Annotated in this window: 15 protein-coding genes and 1 rRNA gene; 3 read left to right on the top strand and 13 right to left on the bottom strand. The window is 54.2% G+C overall.

What is annotated here, in order from left to right; translation table 11 throughout:
* The 9 genes from ABD76_RS21120 to iolD form a co-directional block, all read right to left on the bottom strand.
* Positions 1 to 218 (bottom strand): 16S ribosomal RNA (locus ABD76_RS21120); the annotation flags it as partial.
* A gap of 403 nt (positions 219 to 621) precedes the next feature.
* Positions 622 to 2148 (bottom strand): hypothetical protein, encoded by a 1527-nt coding sequence (locus tag ABD76_RS21125; protein ID WP_197259088.1) that lies wholly within the window; start codon positions 2146 to 2148, stop codon positions 622 to 624.
* The gene (locus ABD76_RS21130; protein ID WP_197259089.1) at positions 2145 to 2459 is read right to left on the bottom strand and encodes a hypothetical protein; all 315 of its coding nucleotides are present in this window, start codon (positions 2457 to 2459) and stop codon (positions 2145 to 2147) included. Before ABD76_RS21130 ends, ABD76_RS21125 begins: the two co-directional genes overlap by 4 nt.
* The gene (locus tag ABD76_RS21135) at positions 2452 to 2994 is read right to left on the bottom strand and encodes an RNA polymerase sigma factor (protein ID WP_197259090.1); all 543 of its coding nucleotides are present in this window, start codon (positions 2992 to 2994) and stop codon (positions 2452 to 2454) included. The genes ABD76_RS21130 and ABD76_RS21135 overlap by 8 nt, the downstream gene beginning before the upstream one ends.
* A gap of 340 nt (positions 2995 to 3334) precedes the next feature.
* Positions 3335 to 4207 carry a sugar phosphate isomerase/epimerase family protein gene (locus ABD76_RS21140; protein ID WP_197259099.1) on the bottom strand — a complete coding sequence of 291 codons (873 nt, stop codon included), beginning with the start codon at positions 4205 to 4207 and terminating at the stop codon, positions 3335 to 3337.
* 236 nt (positions 4208 to 4443) lie between these two features.
* Positions 4444 to 6033 carry a solute:sodium symporter family transporter gene (locus ABD76_RS21145; RefSeq protein ID WP_197259091.1) on the bottom strand — a complete coding sequence of 530 codons (1590 nt, stop codon included), beginning with the start codon at positions 6031 to 6033 and terminating at the stop codon, positions 4444 to 4446.
* A gap of 39 nt (positions 6034 to 6072) precedes the next feature.
* On the bottom strand, positions 6073 to 7140 hold the full coding sequence (locus ABD76_RS21150; protein ID WP_197259092.1) for a Gfo/Idh/MocA family oxidoreductase: 1068 nt from the start codon (positions 7138 to 7140) through the stop codon (positions 6073 to 6075).
* 37 nt (positions 7141 to 7177) lie between these two features.
* Positions 7178 to 8074 carry a myo-inosose-2 dehydratase gene (gene iolE, locus ABD76_RS21155; protein ID WP_197259093.1) on the bottom strand — a complete coding sequence of 299 codons (897 nt, stop codon included), beginning with the start codon at positions 8072 to 8074 and terminating at the stop codon, positions 7178 to 7180.
* Between the two features lie 208 nt (positions 8075 to 8282).
* Entirely contained in the window at positions 8283 to 10217 is a 1935-nt protein-coding gene (gene iolD, locus ABD76_RS21160; RefSeq protein ID WP_197259094.1) for a 3D-(3,5/4)-trihydroxycyclohexane-1,2-dione acylhydrolase (decyclizing), read from the bottom strand.
* Positions 10218 to 10620: 403 nt separating this feature from the next.
* Here iolD and iolG point away from each other — a divergent pair, with 403 nt between their 5' ends.
* From iolG to ABD76_RS21175, 3 genes are all read left to right on the top strand, one after another.
* Complete coding sequence (iolG, locus tag ABD76_RS21165; RefSeq protein WP_197259100.1) at positions 10621 to 11649, top strand: inositol 2-dehydrogenase; 1029 nt, start codon at positions 10621 to 10623, stop codon at positions 11647 to 11649.
* A gap of 125 nt (positions 11650 to 11774) precedes the next feature.
* Positions 11775 to 12578 (top strand): 5-deoxy-glucuronate isomerase, encoded by an 804-nt coding sequence (gene iolB / locus ABD76_RS21170; protein WP_197259095.1) that lies wholly within the window; start codon positions 11775 to 11777, stop codon positions 12576 to 12578.
* 204 nt (positions 12579 to 12782) lie between these two features.
* Complete coding sequence (locus tag ABD76_RS21175) at positions 12783 to 13787, top strand: LacI family DNA-binding transcriptional regulator (protein WP_197259096.1); 1005 nt, start codon at positions 12783 to 12785, stop codon at positions 13785 to 13787.
* Between the two features lie 643 nt (positions 13788 to 14430).
* On the opposite strand, the gene ABD76_RS21180 is transcribed toward ABD76_RS21175, so the two are convergent.
* From ABD76_RS21180 to ABD76_RS21195, 4 genes are all read right to left on the bottom strand, one after another.
* Positions 14431 to 15348 (bottom strand): transposase, encoded by a 918-nt coding sequence (locus tag ABD76_RS21180; protein ID WP_197259097.1) that lies wholly within the window; start codon positions 15346 to 15348, stop codon positions 14431 to 14433.
* 915 nt (positions 15349 to 16263) lie between these two features.
* A complete protein-coding gene (locus tag ABD76_RS21185; protein WP_197259098.1) occupies positions 16264 to 17979 on the bottom strand; it encodes an adenine deaminase in 1716 nt (571 codons plus the stop codon).
* A 239-nt stretch (positions 17980 to 18218) separates the two neighbouring features.
* Positions 18219 to 18524 carry a TOBE domain-containing protein gene (locus ABD76_RS21190; RefSeq protein WP_420901964.1) on the bottom strand — a complete coding sequence of 102 codons (306 nt, stop codon included), beginning with the start codon at positions 18522 to 18524 and terminating at the stop codon, positions 18219 to 18221.
* Positions 18525 to 18710: 186 nt separating this feature from the next.
* Positions 18711 to 20033, bottom strand: coding sequence for an IS4 family transposase (locus ABD76_RS21195; RefSeq protein ID WP_197257525.1), 1323 nt, complete (start codon positions 20031 to 20033; stop codon positions 18711 to 18713).
* Positions 20034 to 20193 lie beyond the last annotated feature (160 nt).

Here is a 20193-nt window from a genome sequence, read left to right on the forward strand (position 1 = left end):
CCGCCTTTCCCGACTCCCTCATGCGAGGAAATCGCCTATCCGGTATTAGCCCACGTTTCCGTGAGTTATCCCGGTCTTAAGGGCAGGTTACCTACGTATTACTCACCCGTCCGCCGCTAAGCATCAGGAGTGCAAGCACTCCATCCGCTCCGCTCGACTTGCATGTATTAGGCACGCCGCCAGCGTTCGTCCTGAGCCAGGATCAAACTCTCCATAAAAGTTAAGTTTGACTTGCTCATGTATTGCTGACGAGGTCATTTGACCTCTTGCACAAACATCACTCGTTGTTCAGTTTTCAAAGAACAATCCGGCAACCAACTTCATCAGTAAGTTGCTTTCTTTTCTTCACCGCCGTTCAGCGGCGACTTTTATAATATATCATATCTTCAATTCAGCGTCAAGCATTTTTTCGAAATTCTTTTTTCGCTTCAGGCGGCTGATGCCGCTCTGTCGAAGACAGGAATACTAATATATCACGCTCTTAATAGAAAAGCAACCCCTAAATTAAACTTTCTCTGCTCAATGTTCCTTTCAACTTATCGACGATATTTAACTTAATGGAAATCAAATATGCGCCGGTATACACGCCGCCGAACCGACAATGGTCCGGCGGCATGTTCCCTAATCACCGCGTCTGGATGCCTGGCCTCCCTCCAGACGCTCCACTTCCCGCCGTATCCGTTCCGCTTCATCCTCCATGTTCAAGCGAGAATAGCACAGCTCCATCATTTTCAGTTCAGTAAGCTCCGGCTGATCAATTTGCTTCAAATAATAAAGTGCCTTCTTCTCATCTCCCGAGGCATCCTTTGTCGTCCCGATCATTTCCATGCGGGCCAGGACCCGCAATGCATAACGATTATCGGCTTCCTCCAAGTAAGCGCGCTTGGCTGACTCATAATCCGCCTGCAGAACGAATTTATCTCCGTCGGACAGTGGCCCATCCGGAATGCGAATGAGCGGCAGTTCCCTTTGGTCGACGATCGTGTAAGGCCGTGAGCTGCTAATTTTCCTGTCCTGATCATCGTAAGCATCGACGCTCCACACATACTGAGCGCCAGGGTATCCGATACCGAGCAAATAGGAAGGATAAATCCAGACGCCCTCATCGGGCGACCAATTCATTCCGCCGCCGGCGGCACCATTCTCTCTCAGCTCCGATAGACGGTACGTAGCTTCCGTCCCTGCATGCTTTCCCGGAAACACATGAGTGGCAGCACCCCGGGATTGGCCGGCGCGAGACTGATGCGGCTCCATCCATTGCACCACATAATAGGCTGCGCCCGGATAGGCTTCCCATCGCATCGTAATCGCATCGCCCTCCACGGTGACAGGACCTTGCGGCTCAAGAACAGTGAGATTCGGATTCAACTGAATAACAATCCCTTCCACCGATTGCCCTTTCTTCAACACGATGCTGTCCGGCGAAGTCTCTGCGTACGTATAGGAATCCAGTTCCCGCAGCGGAGCTCCGATTTCGATATCATAAGTCTGTTCCGGCACCTGATAAAAACGGAATTCCCCCTTCTCATCCGTCATTGCCATTGGATAAATATCCGGGCGGGGTGGAGAGTGCCAAGAGTTCGCGCCCGCCTGTCGCAGCACGACGACAGCCCCTTCCAACGGCTGTTGCCCTCGCATAACGGTGCCGCTCAGCATCGGCTTCTCTCCTGGCTTGGACACTCTTGATTCCAGCAGCTTCACTTGATCGCGGTATTGCAATTTATGCAACGTATCGTTTTGCATCAATTCCCTGTAGAGCCGCTCCGCTTCCTCCCATCGTTTCTCAAGCATATAGATATTGGCCAGCCGGCTCCAAGCGAGAGAGGCATTCGGATGATCGGGGTAGTCATGAAGGAATTGCTCGGACTGCTGCTTCATCTCCTCCATAGACAACTCCTTGTCTGTTGAACCTTGTGTCGAAAAAAAGGAACTATTCTTGCCGATATACAGCATGTTCTCGGATGCCGGAAGATGGCTGCCCATAAGCGCAAAGTACCTTTCATTGGCCGTCTCGTCCTCTCGTCCAAGCAGCGACAACCAAAAATCCTGGGGCTGTGCCGCTATCTTCGGCACAATCCAGGACAATCCCGACAAAGCGGCCAGCACGGCCAATAGGATGGCGAGATGCCGCACTTTTAACCGGATCACTCTCTCTCCTCCTTCTCGAGCAGCGAAGCCCGGATATAGATACCGCCCATGTAGACGAAGCTGTCTTCCGATACGGCGGCCTCATCCTTGGCCACCCCATCCGGGTCGCCTGTCACCCCGGACAGAAGCAGCGGGTAGAATGGGAGGAGCAGCGACAAGAACAAGCCCGGAATCGCCAAGCGCAGCGGAATCCAGATCTCGCGTTCCCATAAGGAAGGCTTCGCATGGGCAATCACCTCTTGCTTCATTTTCTCGGCAAATGCCACCTCCTTCATCTCTTCCTGCAGCGCCTCGTGCCAACGATCACTCATGATCCCACCCGCTTTCTTTTAAAATTCGCTCAAGCTTGCTGCGCGCCCGCGACAGTCTGCTCTTCACCGTGCCTTCGGGTTGTCCGAGCACGGCGCTTATATCGGCAATGGCCCAATCCTGAAAATAATGAAGGACAATGATCTCCCGCTCTGCATAAGAGAGCTTCTGGATGCAGTCCCGCAATGTGACCCGCAGCGCCACCGTTTCCGTGGTTCCAATGGAGGAGATCTCGTTCCGCCATGGCTGATCCCGGAAGAACAGCCGCTTCCAAGACGCCTTCCGCATCTGGGCCCGGCACTGGTTTACCGTAATTTTCATGATCCATGCCCGCAAGCTGCCTTTCTCCGACTTTTGATGAATTCGGCGGAACACGGTCCAGAACACTTCCTGGCTAATATCCTCGGCCCCATAACGATCGCCAAGCAACAAGGCAGCCGTCCGGATGACATCGTCACCGTACGCATCCATAAGCGGACGAAGCGCCTCGCGGTCACCGCCGCGCAACCTGTTTCCCCATTCCTGTTCGGGTTTCATCTTCTCCCCCCAGTGGCTCTCTATATACATAGATGCGATCAAGCGGCTGCAGGGTTGCATTTTCAACATAACATAAAAAGCAGATACACGGCCCTTGCTTCGTTGCCGAACCTTACGCTCACTCTCACGCTCGCTCAGGACCCCATCCCCATCACCGAACCGACTCAAGCCACCAACCAAGCGATCGACCGGCAGAAGGATCGGCCCGTCTGAGCCAATGGGATAACGGCTGAAAGAAGAGAAACCCCCTTCCCTCTATAATGAAGAAAAGACCGTCTCCCGCTATAGGCGAGAACGGCCCTTCCTTGCATGCTTATGAATGTATGCCCGTTGCTACCGCTTAGGCTTCATCCCAGAAACGCTTCAAATTTTTCAACCCGATCGCAGAACCGACCCGGCAATCCTCCATGCCCTCGAACTCCAGCGTAATATATCCATCATAGCCCGATTGCTTGATAAGCTTGATAATTTCCCGCATCGGCAAATCGCCCTGGCCCAAAATCGCTCCGCGCAAATAGTTATCGTTGGCCGTCCGGAACCAGTCCCCCTCGCCCGGATCCTCATAGAACGGACGCACATAGAAATCCTTCACATGGACGAGCGAAGCATACGGCAAGTTCTTCTCCACGCCGACAAGCGGATTCTCATCGACGCACAGGAAGTTACCCACATCGAGCGTCGTTTTGAAATTCAGACGGTTTACCGATAACAATACACGCTGCACGCGGTCGCTCGCTTGAGCAGAGAAGCCGTGGTTTTCCAAGGTCGTCGTAATGCCGAACTGTGCCGCATAATCCGCGATCCGGCGGCTTCCTTCCACCATCAAATGCAGATTCGCCTCGAACCATTCGATCGTCATCTGCTCCTTCGGCAAAGTGAAGGCCGTGACATCATGGCGCATATGCTTGATCCCCATCCGATGCAGCAGATCGACATGCTGCTTGACGCGCTCGACTTCGGCCTCAAATGCTTCATCCGTCTCCTGAACGAAGTTGGCCGGCATCGAGTAGTTCGAGAGATCAATGCCTCGCTCCTTCGCCTTGTCGCGGACGGCATCCGCCAGTTCCAGGTTATCAACCAACGTGAAGCCGTAAGGAACAATCTCCATATGCTCCCCGCCGTTGTCGGCAATCCAGTCGATAACATCCAATACCGTCATCTCGCCTGCTCTGATCGCTTGCAGAAGACTGTACGTGCTGAGACCTGCTTTCATCGCATCCACCTCTTCATTCATATGATACTTTCCCAGGGACAACCCAACTCATTTGTGATACCGATAACACAAAACCGCAAATGTAATCGCTTACCTCTGAGGTACACTATACCATACTTCACTCTCCAAAGGAAGAATACTGCCGAGCGCCAAGAAAAAAGCTGCCGAAGCGTTCGGCAGCCACTGTATTGATGCTGTGGAATTGGTTTAAACTTAAGAACAGAACTTGCCGATGATTATGCCGCGATGCCCCATGGGGAGAATAAAACATAGACGGCCACCATGAACACCAGCATGACAATCGTAAATGCTTTGGCATATTTCCATGGCGTCAGATCGACTTTGCCCGATTCGAACAGCTCGAAATCATGCTCGCGCGGCTTCCATTTTCCGATAAGGAGCATGACCAGAACACATACCGGGAATAATACGCTTAGAATGTACAAGAAGTTAATCGTGCCCATAAAAAACTTGGACAAGGTGTACAGCGCAATGTGTACCGCTAACGCAATCTTCGGCGCGCTGGCGGGCACTTTTTTGCTGAAAAATCCGACGACGACCGCGGCGATGATCGGGATATTGTAAAATCCGAACATCTCCTGCAAGTAGTAATACAACCCTGAAGGCGCATACAAAATGAATGGCGCTACGATAACGGCAACGAGGCCAAGCGCGATGGCAAACCTTCTGCCTGCCTTCACCAATTGTTGCTCGGTCGCATCCGGCTTGAATATCGGCTTATAAATATCGAGCGTAAACAAGGTCAGCGAGCTGTTCAACGCCCCGTTAAAGGAGCTTAAGATCGCCCCGAACAGAACGGCAGCGAAAAACCCGGACAGCAGCGTCGGCAGCACTTCGATGACCAGTGAAGGATAAGCCATATCGGCATTGCTTAGCGAATTATTGAACAAATGATACGCGATAATGCCCGGCAGCACGAGGTAGAAGGCGCCGAAGATTTTGAACATCCCGGCGTACAGCACGCCCTTCTGCCCTTCCTTCAAGTTTTTAGCGCCGAGCGTGCGCTGGACGATGGCTTGATTCGTACACCAATAGAACAGATTGTTGAACAGCAGCCCTGCAAAAATGGTCACCCATGGTACGGGCGAGGAACTGTCTCCTATCGAGTTCAATTTTTCCGGCTCTTTATGCAGCAAAGTGCTCACGCCTTCGACCAGACTGCCTCCTCCAAGCGCGAACAGGCCGAGAAACGTAATCAGCAGTCCGCCGACAATGAGTCCGACGCCGTTCAGCGTATCGGAGAGCGCGCAGGCGCGCAGCCCCCCGAGCACGACATAAGCGATCCCCGTTATTCCAATGGCAAGCGACACGATCAAAATGATACTGAAGTCACTTAAGCCGAACAGGTCGGAAATGTTGAATATCGTATCCAGCACGAGCGCTCCGGAATACAGAACCGTTGGCAGGTAGGCCACCGCGTAGCCAAGCAAAAAGAGAACGGAAATAAGCTGGCGCGTCCGCAGATCATAGCGCTGCTCCAGAAAATCCGGGATGGTCGTAATCCCCGTCTTCAAATAACGGGGCAAAAACACAAACGCCATAAAAATCAACGCAATCGGCGACGTGACTTCCCAGGCCATGACGACCATGGATGTCGCATAGCTTTGTCCGTTCAGGCCAACCATTTGCTCGGTCGACAAATTGGTCAGCAGAAGCGAGAAAGCGATTACAACGCCAGTCAAGCTGCGTCCGCCCAGAAAATATCCATCCGAGCTGTTGAGGTTGATGCTGCGCGTTTTGTACCAGGAGTACCAGGCGACAATACCGGTGTACAATAAAAAGGTGATGACAGTAATGTAGGTCATGAGTGCCCTCCTTCTCCACGCGTAGAGAGATCTGTGAAGCTACCTCGTATCGTGCGATCCGCTTAAGGCTGCGGGCGCAGCCACCTCAACTAATCGGCCGGTCTCATACGATTCCTTGCATGCATATCCAAGCGCGGTCGAGAGCACCCCGTCTTCGACCTTGACTCCCGGTTGTCTCCCCTCGAGAACGGCCTGCACAAATTCAATCGCCTCGTCCAAGTAAGCCTGTTCGAACCGCTCCAGGAAGCCCTGCGCGCATTCGCGCACCACGCCGCGATCATCCATGATCGCCACCTGGTTTTTCTCAGGCACCGTGCCGATGCGCAGCGTTCCGAGCGTTCCGATGATTTCCGTCTCGATATGATAGCCATGCGCGCAATTGCGCCCGGCTACGAATACTCCCATTTTATTGCCGGCAAATTGAACCAGGGCCGCCCCCGTCTCCGCGTCTTGCAGTTGGGCCAGCTCCGTATAACGGTGAGAGCCGCCGATGGCCCATACCCGTTCCGCTTCGACGCCCAAATACCACCGCGCCAAATCCAGGTCGTGTATGGCCATGTCGAGGAACAAGCCTCCGCTGTAGTTGCTCTTGGCGAACTGCAAAAAACCGGGCATCGCCTGAGCCGGATCGAGCCCATAACAGCGAATGAGCACGGGCTCGCCGATCGCTCCCGCTTCGATTTTCCGCTTGGCATAGACGTAGGAACGATCATACCTCCGCATAAAGCCGAGCATGAATACCTGCTGCGGATGGCTTCGCACCGCCTCTTGGACGCGCAGCGCTTCTTCCATATAAAGCCCGAGCGGTTTTTCGCTGAAAACGTGAAAGCCGGCAGCCAACGCCTTTTCAATCTGATCGCAATGATAGGAGGAAGGCGAAGCGATGAAAATCGCGTCCAGCTCCTTGTTCCGCAGCATGTCCTCATAATCGGTATAGCCGTAAGGAACGCCAAGCTGCGCCTGCGCTTCCTCCACCTCCTCCGCCTTGATGCTGCATACCGCCGCCAGTCTGCAGTTCGGAATGCGATGCGCCAAATTCTCGGCATGCTGCCGTCCGAGCCGCCCCAAGCCGACGAGTCCTACCGATACGACTCTGTTGTCTCCCATAGAACCATCTCTCCCCTTCGTCTGATTGAACTCGCATTTATACGCCAGCTTGACGCAAAATATAGTCTCGCGCTAACAACGCGTACTCGAACGGATTCGCTTTGGCTGGATCCTGCTCCGCTTCCACGAGCATCCAGCCGCGGTATCCGGCTGCGGACAAGGCCCGGAATAGCGGCGCGAAGTCGATGCAGCCGTCTCCGGGAACCGTAAATACGCCTTCCTTCACCGCCTGCAGGAAGCTGAGCCCCTCCTCGCGCACGCGGCGCGCCACGTCGGCTCGGACGTCCTTCAAATGAACATGCTTAATGCGATTCATATAGCGGTTCAAGATGCTCAGCGGATCTTCGCCCGAGAACACAAGATGTCCGGTATCATAGAGCAAAGACACCAGTTCCGGATTCGTTCCCTCCATGAGACGGGCGATCTCCTCCGTTGTCTGTACGCCCGTACCCATATGATGATGGTACACAATGTCCATATCCTTCTCCCTGGCCAGCTCGCCAAGCGCATGCAGACCGGAGGTTAAGCGCTTCCAATCCTGCTCGCCGAACACCGGCTTGCGCTCGAACAGCGGGGTATCCATCTTGCCTTGAACGCTGTGCCCCTGCTCGGATACGACAATGACCTTGGCCCCCATCGCATGCAGAAAATCGCGGTGTTGAACGAATGCCGCCGTCGTCTCTTCCAATGGCTTTACGGTAAGAAAAGCGCTGAACCAGGCGCTGGCCACCTCCAGCTTGCGCAGCCGGAGCGCTTTTTGCAGCGTGCCGATATCCCGAGGGTACTTGTTGCCGACCTCCGTGCCCGCATAACCGGCGAGCGCCATCTCGCTTACACATTGCTCGAACGTATTTTCTCCGCCCAATTCCGGCATATCGTCATTCGTCCAGCCGATGGGCGCAATCCCTATTTTTACGCTGCCTGCTGCAAACATGTCTATTCCTCCCTGATGTCATCGCGCCTCGGCAGCATGCCGGGCGGGTCGTGTGCCGCGGCGGCGACGGCATGCGCCTCTTAGCATGCACACAGTCGCCTCTCGCCTAGCCGCTCGTGCCGAATGATCCGGTCACCGCCTAGCTATGCGGCATACTGCCGTCTTCCCGCTGCTCCGCCAAGGCGCGATCTGCGTTGTAGCCTTCCTGTCAATAAGGTCTTGCCTGCTGCAAAAACCGCCGCCGCTCCTCGCTCGCGCGCGCAATATCCGGCTTCCCGGACACTTCCGCGACGCCGACGTTCCACCAAGCGCCGTAACCGTTCGTCATCGTCTTCGGCAGCACTTTGATATCGATGAGCGTGGAGACCGTCTGCCGCTTCGCGTCCGTGACGGCCTGCTCCAGCTCCTCCAGCGTGCGCGCCGTATACGTGACCACGCCGTAGCCTGCGGCGCTCTGAGCGAAATCAATGCCGACAAGCGGTCCATCCAGCTTGCCGGTGGCTGCATTGCGGGCGCGGAATTCCGTCCCGAAGCTGCCCATGCCGTGGCCCATTTGCAAGTTGTTAATGCAGCCGAAGCCATTGTTGTCGAACAGCAGAACATTAATCTTCTGCCCTTCCTGAATGCTCGTGACAAGCTCGGAGTGAAGCATTAGGTAGCTCCCGTCCCCCGCGAACGCGTACACTTCGCGCTCCGGCTCCGCCATCTTCACGCCGAGCGCTCCCGAAATTTCGTAGCCCATGCAGGAATATCCGTATTCCATGTGGTACGAATGCGGCGCTTCGGCCACCCACATCCGCTGCAGGTCCCCGGGCAAGCTCCCCGAAGCGCCCACGACGACCGCATCGTCTCCGAGCAGCCGGTTCAATGCCGCCAGCACCCGGGTCTGCGTGAGGCAACTGCCAAGCGCCTCCGCATATTCCGGCAGCGCCTCGTCCAAATGTCCCGCGACTTCAGGCGTGAACGAGCCGGGCGCGTACTGGATGCCGGCCAGCCGCTTCCACTCCTCGCTCCAGGCGGCGCGCGCCGCTTCAATCTCGGTCGTATAGCCCGAGCGGTACCCGGCTGCCTCCAGCCGCTGCCGCAGCGCAGTCAGAGCGGCCTTCGCATCGGCCACGACCGGCGTCGCCTCCAGCTTGAGCGCGTGGAACTCGGACACGTTCACCGTCAGGATGTCCGTGCCGGCCCCGCTGAACAGCTCTTTCGACCCGGTCGTGAAGTCGGTGAAGCGCGTGCCGACGCCGATAATGAGATCGGCTTCCTTGGCCATCGCGTTCGCCGCTCCGTTGCCCGTTACCCCCACGCCGCCGAGATTGAGCGGATGCGAGCCCGGCACCGCGCTCTTGCCCGCCTGCGTCTCCGCCAGCGGAATCTGAAAAGCTTCCGCAAAGGCTTGCAGCTCCTCTCCGGCCTCGGAATAACGCACGCCGCCCCCGCAGATGATCAGCGGCTTGCGCTTGCTCATCATGAGCCGCACCGCATCCTCGAGCGCCGATTCCGCCGCCGGACGGCGCTCTATCCGGTGCACGCGCTTGGCGAAGAACGATGCAGGGTAATCATACGCTTCTCCCTGCACATCCTGCGGCAGCGCGATCGTGACCGCTCCCGTATCGGCCGGATTCGTCAACACGCGCATCGCATGAAGAAGCGCGGTCATCAACTGCTCCGGCCGCATGATGCGGTCCCAATATTTGCTTACCGGACGGAACGCGTCATTCGTCGATACCGTCAGGTCATGCGGCTGCTCGATCTGCTGCAGCACCGGATCGGGCTGGCGCGAGGCGAACGTATCCCCCGGCAGCAGCAGTACCGGAATCTGGTTGGCCGTGGCCGTGGCTGCGGCCGTTACCATATTGGCGGCGCCGGGCCCGACCGACGACGTGCAGGCGCAGATCTGCTTTCGCCGCATTTGCTTCGCGAACGCCACCGCGGCATGGGCCATCCCTTGCTCATTCCGCCCCTGATACACTTCCAATCCGCCGCTGTCTTCCTCCAGCGCCTGACCTAAGCCAAGCACATTGCCATGGCCGAATATTGTAAAAATCCCTTTGACAAAGCGCTGCTCCACTCCGTCAAACTCGACATACTGCCGACCGAGAAACTTGACGAGCGCTTGGGCCGTCGTCAAGCGAATCGTTTCCATTCCGAACACCGTCCTTACCAACGCGTAGTCATCATCTTTAGGTGCGTATACAATTCCAATCCATCCGTTATGCGTTCCTTTCGCATGCAGGTCGCCATAAAAGGAATCCTTCCGGACCGAACTGCATCCAAACATTTGAGTTAAGCGCTTACCTTACGGCGTATTATATCCTTCTTATTTCGGGAATGTAAACGCTTTTCTATGAAAATTCAAAGTTCTTTTTTTCACAATCAGTTGTCTTTTCATATTGAAAATGAAGAGCTTTACAGCCGTACATAACGTACTCATTCTCATGCTCCCGAAGATTTTGTCTTGAAAACGCTTTAGTTATCACGTATAGTTGATTATGAGTTAAGCGCTTTCCCTAGCTTTACCTAGATTTTATGCTACCAAGAAAGCAGGGATATTTATGCTGCAAGTGGGAATCATCGGCGCCGGGCGCATCGGCAAGCTGCACGCCGGCCATATTCAACAAATGCGCGATGCGCAAGTTCGCGCCATATCGGACGTATGTATCGACGGTTTGGACGCCTGGGCTTCCGGGCTTGGAATTCCGGTTGTGACCAGCGATTACCGCAATTTGCTGAATGATCCGGACATTCAGGCCGTGTTCATCTGCTCGCCGACGAGCACGCACGCCGCAATCATTGAAGAGGCCGCCCAAGCAGGCAAGCATATTTTCTGCGAAAAACCGGTCAGCTTCTCCGTGAACGCCACGGAGCAGGCCGTGGCCGCCGTGAAAGCAGCGGGCGTGAAGATGCAGGTTGGGTTCAATCGCCGTTTTGACCATAACTTCCAAAAAGCGCGTGATATCGTGCAAGAAGGCAAGATCGGGACTCCGCACCTGCTGCGCATCACGTCCCGCGATCCGGAGCCGCCATCGCCCGAATATATTGCCACATCGGGCGGCTTGTTCATGGACATGACGATTCACGACTTCGACATGGCACGCTACGTCATGCAGAGCGAAGTGACCGAGGTGTACGCCCAAGGAGCAAATCTGATTGATCCTCGCATCGGCGACTTGGGTGATATCGATACCGCTATCGTCAGTCTCCGCTTCGCGAACGGCGCTCTCGGGATTATTGAGAACAGCCGCAAGGCCGTTTACGGTTATGATCAGCGGCTGGAAGCGTTCGGTTCGGCGGGCAGCGTCACTACGGATAATGACCGGGCATCCACCGCGCTCGTCTCTACGGCAGACGGTGTGCATATGGACAAACCGTTATATTTCTTTTTGGAACGATATACGCAAGCCTATATTCGGGAGATCGAAGAATTCGTGCAGGCCGTTCTTCATGATCGGCCTGTCGCGTGCGATGCGAACGACGGACTGCAGGCGGAACGAATCGCACGCGCGGCGAAGGAGTCGCTGGACAGCGGACGCCCCGTCAAGCTGGAGCATCAGTCCGTATCTGTATTCGGGCAGTAAAGCAAGTCCGGACAGGGAACTTCCGGCTGAGATCCGCATATTCGGAATAAGAAGCCGCCTGGGGGCTGTCCCAGCAGGACCGCCCTTGGAATTTTTACTATTGGCTCGGGAGGAGAGATTCTTTCATGTCGAAATTAATTGTTGCACCTGGACCGCGAGACGAACACGGACAAATTTTATCGGTCACGCCGCAAAGCGCCGGCTGGGAGTATGTCGGCTTCGAAGTCTATTCCTTGCGTCCGGGCGAGGTCCTGGAACGAGAGACGAGCGACCGGGAGGTCTGTCTTGTACTATTGAGCGGCAAGGCGAAGATCGAGACCGCCAAGCAATCGTTCGGCACGCTCGGCCATCGAATGAGCGTCTTCGAGCGCATCCCTCCCTTCTCCGTCTATGTGCCGAACGATGACCGCTACTCCGTGCAGGCAGAGACGGCGCTGGAATTGGCCGTCTGCTCGGCGCCGGGCAAGGGAACTTACCCTGCCCGCGTCATCGCGCCTGAAGATGTCGGCGTAGAGACACGCGGTTCAGGCAGCATGGAGCGGCATATCCATAACATTTTGCCGGAGCAAAAGGAGGCAGACAGCCTGCTCGTCGTGGAGGTCTTTACGCCTGCAGGGCATTGGTCGAGCTATCCGCCGCACAAGCATGACCGGGACGATTTGCCGCGGGAGTCGTACTTGGAGGAGACTTACTACCACGAGGTAAGCCCCGCACAGGGCTTCGTCATGCAGCGGGTCTACAACGACGATCGCACGCTCGATGAGAACATGGCCGTCCCTCACCGGCATGTCGTACTGGTTCCGGAAGGGTATCATCCCGTCTCCGCGCCTCCGGGCTACGACTCCTATTATTTGAACGTCATGGCAGGCCCGAAGCGGACCTGGAAATTCCATAACGATCCGGCTCATGAATGGCTGTTCGCCAAATAGTGTTTTGTTGTTCCACATCAAAACGATTCGGCAATATCGAGGAGAATGGATGGAATCCATTCTCCTTTTTTTGTTTGTAGATGTAGTGAGATCTCCTTTTGTTGTTGGTAGATGTAGTCCATTCTCCTTTTGTTGTCTATAATTGAGATAGCTAGGATCATGCATGATAGGTTTACGCGGTAAGCCAGTTAGAGAGGTTCGTTTATGAAAGCAACGATTTATGATGTCGCAAAAGCTGCCGGCGTCTCCATCGCAACAGTGTCCAAGGTGGTCAATCAAACCGGCAACATCAGCGGGAAGACACGGGAGCGGGTCATCCATGTTATGAAAGAGCTGCAGTACCAGCCGAGCGTCGTCGCGTCGGCGCTGACGGGCAAGAAGACGTCAACCTTCGGCCTGCTCATCTCGGATCTGGCCAACCCGTTCTTTGCCGAGGTCGCCCGCAATTTGGAGGATCAGGCCCAGGCGGAAGGCTACAGCATCGTGATGTGCAGCACTGACAATAAGGACGATAAAGGCCTTAACTATATTTCCCTGCTGCAGCGCAAACAGATTGACGGCCTTATCGTCGCCTGCGAATTTTCGCGGTGGCCGCTGCTGCAAGAGAGCATTCCCGACGGCTTTCCTGTTGTGCTCTTCTCCAAAGATATTCCTTCCTTATCCATGCATACGATTACCGTGGATGATTACAAAGGAGGCTACGTCGCGATCCAACACCTGATTGCCTTAGGGCATCGCCGCATCGGCATCGTCACGGAGGACAGCCCCAGCGGCGAGTACCGGGTGCGCGGCGCGAAGCAGGCGATGAGCGACGCCGGCCTTGCCGTCAATGAGGATTGGATCGTGACGGTAAATTCATCGTTAGAGGACGGCCTGAAGGGCGCCGCGCGCGTGCTCGGGATAGAGACCCGGCCCACGGCATTGTTCACCTGCAACGACCTGCTTGCCGTCGGTTCCATGCAATCCGCCCAGCAGCTCGGACTGCGCGTTCCGGACGATCTATCCATTATCGGCTTCGACGATACGATTCTGTCCCGAATCGTCGTCCCTCGATTAACGACGATACTGCAGCCCATTCCAGAGATGGCCAAGGAGACGATTCAACTGCTGCTGCGCCAATCCGACAATCCGGATATGCCAAAGCAAAAAATCATGTTCCAACCCCAACTCGTGGAGGGCCGCTCCACTACCGCGGTACAGGACAAATAAAAACACGCAGGCAGGGCCGGAGCACCGTCCGGCTCTCCCCGCGTCCCGCTTCCCTCGTCTCGCCCGGGACATGTCGTATTTTGCAGTTGCACCGCCACGACCTCCCTCAATATCCCGTACTGCTCATACACCATTGTGATTATGGGGGGTTACGACTCTTATGGCCAGTATCCCCAAAACTCAGGATACATCCCCGAACCTCGGAAGAAAAAGTACTCCCCCTAAAGTATGATAAGTAACAAGGAAGGCCATTACCTTTCTATATACCTATCTATTACGTATATCCATTACGTATATCCATTACATATTATCTATTCGTCGTATCAACTTACGTCGTATCATCTATTCCGTGTTATCTATTACATATTTCTAGTACCTATTTATTATATGGCTATTATTCAGCTACTAACTTAGCAGGAAAACATCCCCTTTGAGCTCTTATAACCAATATCCCCGCAGCTCAGGAACAGCAAGTCGATATACTCTAAAGGAAAATGTCATCCTCATTCCAGATTAATATTTGAAAAAATTAAATTGCAAATCGGGAGCACGAAAAAGCATGAAATAACCTGCACTACCTGCACCTACTCAATCCTCACTTGAAAATCTACTATAGACCTCCGATATCAACCCTCATATGTATTCAGGCAGCCGCAAGGACTCGGCCCCAGTTCGGCGAGGAGGTTGTCCGCCATAAGTACCGCTGTCTTGCCCCATTGTCTGCACAGCATATCGCGGCCAAGGGTTCCCACCCTGCCGTTTCGCGGGTCCTGCAATTTTCCCTGTAGCAAAATTCATCCAGATAATACTGCAGATACTTGCCGTTTATCCCACGGAACGTATCGCATAACCATCGCTGAGCTCGCCGAAAAACGGCATACAATGGGCTGTTATGCTTGACCCGAAAGCGTTGGCGGATAATAGAAACGTTCCACTCCGGCGCCGAAACATGTTCTTCAATAAAGCGGTCGCGGCCGCAAGGAAGCAGCAGTTTCCCGGACATGTGCCGCCGGTTCACCTGCTTCATTTTATAGTGCTGTCCCTCCCCATTCGGAGCCAGTGAAGCCGCCACGATAATCGGTTGCTCCCGTGGCGCAAGATCGATACTGGGATATAGTCTAGGGCCATTGAAGGCAATAAAGCCATGCACATGCTCTTCAAGGCGCTTCTCTTCATCGGCACAGCTGATCGCGGTACGTATTTTATGCAGCATCGACCATGCCGTCTTGTAAGTGACATCAATAAGCGAGCACAATCTGACCGCATTAATGCCTTCCTTCGGATTAGCGACGAGCCAAATTGCGGCAAACCACTTCCGCAATGAGGTTCTGCTCCCTTCGAAAATCGTTCCTGCAGTCAAGGACGTCTGATGGCGGCAAGAGCCGCATTCATACAGAGGAAGCCGCCGTGTTCGGATAACGTAAGCCTTGGGATGTCGGCAATTCGGGCAGCGGAAGCCATGGGGCCATTTGAACGAGAACAGAGCAGGAACACAAGATGCCTCCGTCGGAAAACGACTCATCACTTCCTCCAAAGTGTTAACACCCAACAACTCTTTCATCACAGCGCCCCCTTCAAATCACAAACATACGTTCCTATAAAAGAAGATACCAAACATATGTTTCCAAATCAAGTGATTTAATGGAGTTACACTTATCTTTTGAGGATAATGCCACCAGCAAAAAAGGAAGGTTTGGGGCCTTCGCCCACTAAACGACTGAAGTGTCTGTCTTGAAGTCTTGAAATCCTGAAGGGTTGGGATATTCATCGTAAGACTGCAAGATTGCAGGGGATACCTGGGAATACCTGAATCGTCAAATAATTTATCGTCTTGTAGAGAAATACCTGAACAGTTAAATATCATAGCGGGACGCAGCGTCGTGGGAAGCACCTGAGGCGTTGGGAGAACCAATATAAGGTCGAAGGGAGTACATGGAGCGTTGAGTCATGCATTTGGAAGGTTGTGCGGGATTCCTGAACGTAGAAATTTTCGGGAATGCTCATACTCGGAGCCTGAGTAACTGGGATAAACACTTTAAGAATTGGCCAGAGATGGATGTGAGAGAGATTTCCATACGAATACGAAAGGAATCCTGAGCGAGTGGGATTCTGGTCATAAGGCGGGGACCAGCTAGCAATGGGACCAGAAAGGCGGGCTGAATCATCACAAGGATAATGGCGATATTTAGACAATGCATGCCAAGAACATACAGCACCGGCTGCACAAAGCTCCATACGACGTAACTGCGTCACCCAAAAAGCGCCCCAGCTTAAAGCAGCAACCCGAACAAGAAACGCCGGCCGACATCAAATGTCAGCTGGCGGGTGCTACCGGCAGTCTGTGCACAAACGGGAACGGGCTGTTATTGTGATGTACCCCAGACGATGGTGGCCCAAACCTTGTCAGGCATGCTTCCTAAGGGAAGCGACTACAGTATCAAGATCGCAACCAGTTTCCGCATTGAGCACTACCGGCTTATTTTTCGACCAGCAGCGGAACGATGGCGCCCGCTTCGACGTCGATCAGTCCGAGATCGGTAATTTTGAGCGAAGGGCTGACCGGAAGCGAGTGCGTGCTGAGAGACATAATCGGGTTATAGTGCTCATACCCGAGGGACTCCATCGCCTCGCGCAGCCGCTTCACTGCCGGGCCGAATTGGTCGAGCGGCTGCTCCGACAGAATGCCGCCGACCGGAAGCGGCACATGAGCGATGACCTTGCCGCTCTCTACGACGCAGAAGCCGCCTTGATCGGCAATGACCGTGTTGGCGGCAAGCGCCATATCCTCGGCGGAGTGGCCGACGACGAGCAGGTTGTGGTTGTCATGCGAATACGTCGTCGCGATGGCGCCGCGCTTAATGGTATTGCCGGTAATCAAGCCGTATGCGCGGTTGCCGTTTTTGCCATAGCGCTCGAATGTCGCGATGAGCCCGTACGGGCTGGCCTCCCATTGGAGACGGCCGTCAGCTATCTCGACCGGCTTGTACAGCTCGTTCGTATTCGTCGTGCCGTTCACGACTTCCATCACGCGGCACGTATGGTTTCCGTCCTCGGCTTCGATCCGGACCTCGAAGTCGGCCGCGGTCATCTCGGCAAGCTGGACGCTGCGATAGAAATGGGCCGGGAAGCGGCGAGCGGCTTCCGCTTGCTTGTAAGGCGCTCCGGCTTCATATGCCAGCCGCCCGTTCTTGTATACGGCGTCGATCGCGAACTGCTCCAGGTTGCTGAGCAAGACGAAGTCCGCCGTCTTGTTCGGAGCGATGGCGCCGCGGTCATGCAGCTGCATGCGCCGGGCCGGCGTGTAGGTAGCCGCGTAAATCGCCCGCTCCGGAGCCATCCCCATCGCGATGGCCTTGCGCACGATATGGTTCAGGTGCCCGTCCTGAACGAAGGAATCGGCCATGACGTCATCCGTCACGAAGCAAAACAGCTCCGCCACGTCTTCCTCGATCAAAATCTTCATGATCTCCGGCGTCATCGATTTCTCCTGAATCTCCAGGAACATGCCGTTCGCCAACCGATCGCGCATGCTGGCCGGCGCCTGTTCGGTATGGTCGGAATCGACGCCCGCGAACATGAAGCGGGCCAGTTCCAAGTCGACCAGTTTCTTCGGCGTATGCCCCTCGATGACCAGCTTCGGATAGTTCGAGCGGATATGATTGAGGATACGGTTCGTCTTGCAGTCCGGGTCGCGCAGCACGTCGACCGAATTCATGATCTCCCCGAGGCAGACGACCCGCTCTTCCTGAAGCAGCGCATCGATGTGCTCAATATCAATCTCGCCGCCCGCCGTCTCCAGCGGGGTGGACGGAACCGAGCTCGGAATGGCGTACAAAATGTCGGCTGCGCAGCCTTCGCTGGCCCGGATCATTTCCTGCACGCCCTCGAGACCGAATACATTGGCCATCTCATGCGGCTCGGACACGATAGTCGTCACGCCGTTGCGAATAATTCCGTGCGAAAACGTATGCGGCGTAACCATCGTGCTCTCGATATGCAGATGGATATCGACCAGGCCCGGAATCAGATAGCGGCCGCGGCCTTCCACCGTCTGCGCCGCCTCGAACGTCTCTTCTCCGTGCTGGCCGACATACAGACAGCGCCCGTCACGCACCGCGACATTGCCTGGCACGAACCGCTTCAAATATACGTTGAACACTTGCACTTCTTTTATCAACAAATCGATCTTCATGGCTGCACTCTCCTTGTTGTCCTCGTTCTATCGTCGCTCGCCAGTCAGACGGACGGCATTAAAAGTTTGATTCGGCTGGGATGTGGCCTTGCTTCGGTAAGCGTGATAGAGCATTCAGTGCGCGCTCCGCCATCCCATGCCGGTGCTGAGTTCGCCACGAATCTCAGCAATGAGATCGAACCGACGGACCTAAGCTAGTAGGTCCAAATGCGATGTTCGCATATGTTCTGCCGCGCACTCTACGCTTCGGCGCGAACCAGAACCACCTTTTCTTTCGGGAGCACCAGTTTGACCGCTGTGCCGCGTTCGAATGGCTGTTCCATTTCCCGGTTGACGGTGAAGTCGCCAAGGGCCGTCTCCACGATATATTGATAGCTGCGTCCCAGGAAGGTGCTGATTTTGACGCGGCCGGCAATCGTATTCCAGCCTGCCTCCAGCTCCTCGGAGGTCAGTCCCCCTATCGCTCCGGCTTCCCTGTCCGCGGCGCTATTCAGCCCGCCAGGTCTGCTGTCGGCGAATCCGTTCAGCTCGCCTTCGGCCAGCACGATGAGATCGTCGGGCCGGACAATGTCATTAAGTTAAGCTCAAAGACAAGAGCGGAAATAAAAATGGAATCCGAAACGGCATGGGAAAAAGCCCTGTGCCGTTTGTTTTTGGTGCAAGCAAGGAAAAAGCGTACAGCAAACAAAGCGGACGGAAGATCCGCTTAAAAAATGTTCATATGAAACGAATTATGCTACTCTATAGACGAAGCTAACAACTGATTTGTAGCGTATTTTGCGCGTATTCTGCTGCCCTGGGCGAACGGGGCGAATCGGCAAAATGTTTTTGCGGATCAGTGCTTCAACATCGGGCGGGGGTTCATCGTGCCGTGAGCGCAGGAAATGTCTAGAAACGTGAACGGCAACCGTGAAGTTGACTTGGTATGAGTGCCGTTTATCCATTTGGGAAATGACGACGTGTGAGGTCATCATTTCAGCGAAATTGTACATGATCATTCTTGCGAAAATCTCTTGGGTGATGGACTCTCGTCTCTTTGCGTGAAAATTCGTCAGACCGACAGTGTACTTTAATGCCCTGAAAGAGGTTTCAATGCCCCATCGCCTGTTATACATAGACTTGATTTCATCGGGTGGGAAATCAGCGGCAGAAAGATTCGTAATGACGGTCTCATAAGCGCCATGAGGCAGGACGAAACGAACAACCCGAAAGGTAATCGGGTAAAACAAGTTCTCATGCAAATCCAAAAAATCAAATGTAGACGTGGAAGGAACGAACTTGTACATCTCGGGATTAGCCTTGACCTCTTTGGTTTGTTTTTTGGTGAGTGTCAGATGAACGTCCCTATCAAACTCTCCGCTAGAGGGCAAACGCAAGCCCGAAAGAATACCATTGGAATCCAAATCCTTTACCCGTATGACATAGTTCCACCCTTTGCGTTCAAGGTGCGCGAAATTGTTGTAACTTTCATAACCTCTATCGGCAATAACAATGGTTTTGCCCTTGATGGGAGAACGGTCAACCATAGCAGCCAGCGCCCTTCCCTCGTTGCACAACCTTCGTGGTTGAACAATGGCATCCACGTACAGTCTGTTGCACAAGTCATAGGCAGCGTTCAAATGCAGAAGGCTATAGCCTTTCGTGTTCGGTTGACTTTGAAAATAGGTGTCCGTGTCCGCAGAGTCAGTTGCGATATGTAAATCCGAACCGTCAACGGCAAGTAATCGATACCCTCGGTAGTCCTTGATATCCGTATACGATTGCGTAAATGCGTGAAACAAGAATTCCACAGCAGACGGCAGGATTTTATTCCTCTGTTGGACAAAAGCGGAAGTGGTTGCGGTGTTTACGTTATAACCTTGGGATTCCAGGAGTTCCTTATATATGCTGTTGCCCCCCATGGAGATCAGGAGTTGCATCACCGTTTCAAAGGATAGCTTTTTCTTTCGGGTAAAATCTTTTTCAGGGTTTTTGACATAAGGTGCTGGTGCGGCTGCCATTTCTCGTATGAGGGATGTCAGCGTTTCTTTTAGCGAATTCGCGTACTCATTCATTGGCGTAACCTCCTCGTTTTTTCAAGGGGCTTCGCCACACATATCCATCTACCTGTTAAGTCTTGATTTTCTTTTGAAACAAAAAAAAGAGCGGGCTATCTTTTTGATAACCTGCTCTTGTGCTTGATTATGGTTTCCGCGCCTTATCTTAATGACATTG

This window comes from Paenibacillus dendritiformis (assembly GCF_015845845.1).
Lineage (GTDB): Bacteria > Bacillota > Bacilli > Paenibacillales > Paenibacillaceae > Paenibacillus_B > Paenibacillus_B dendritiformis_C.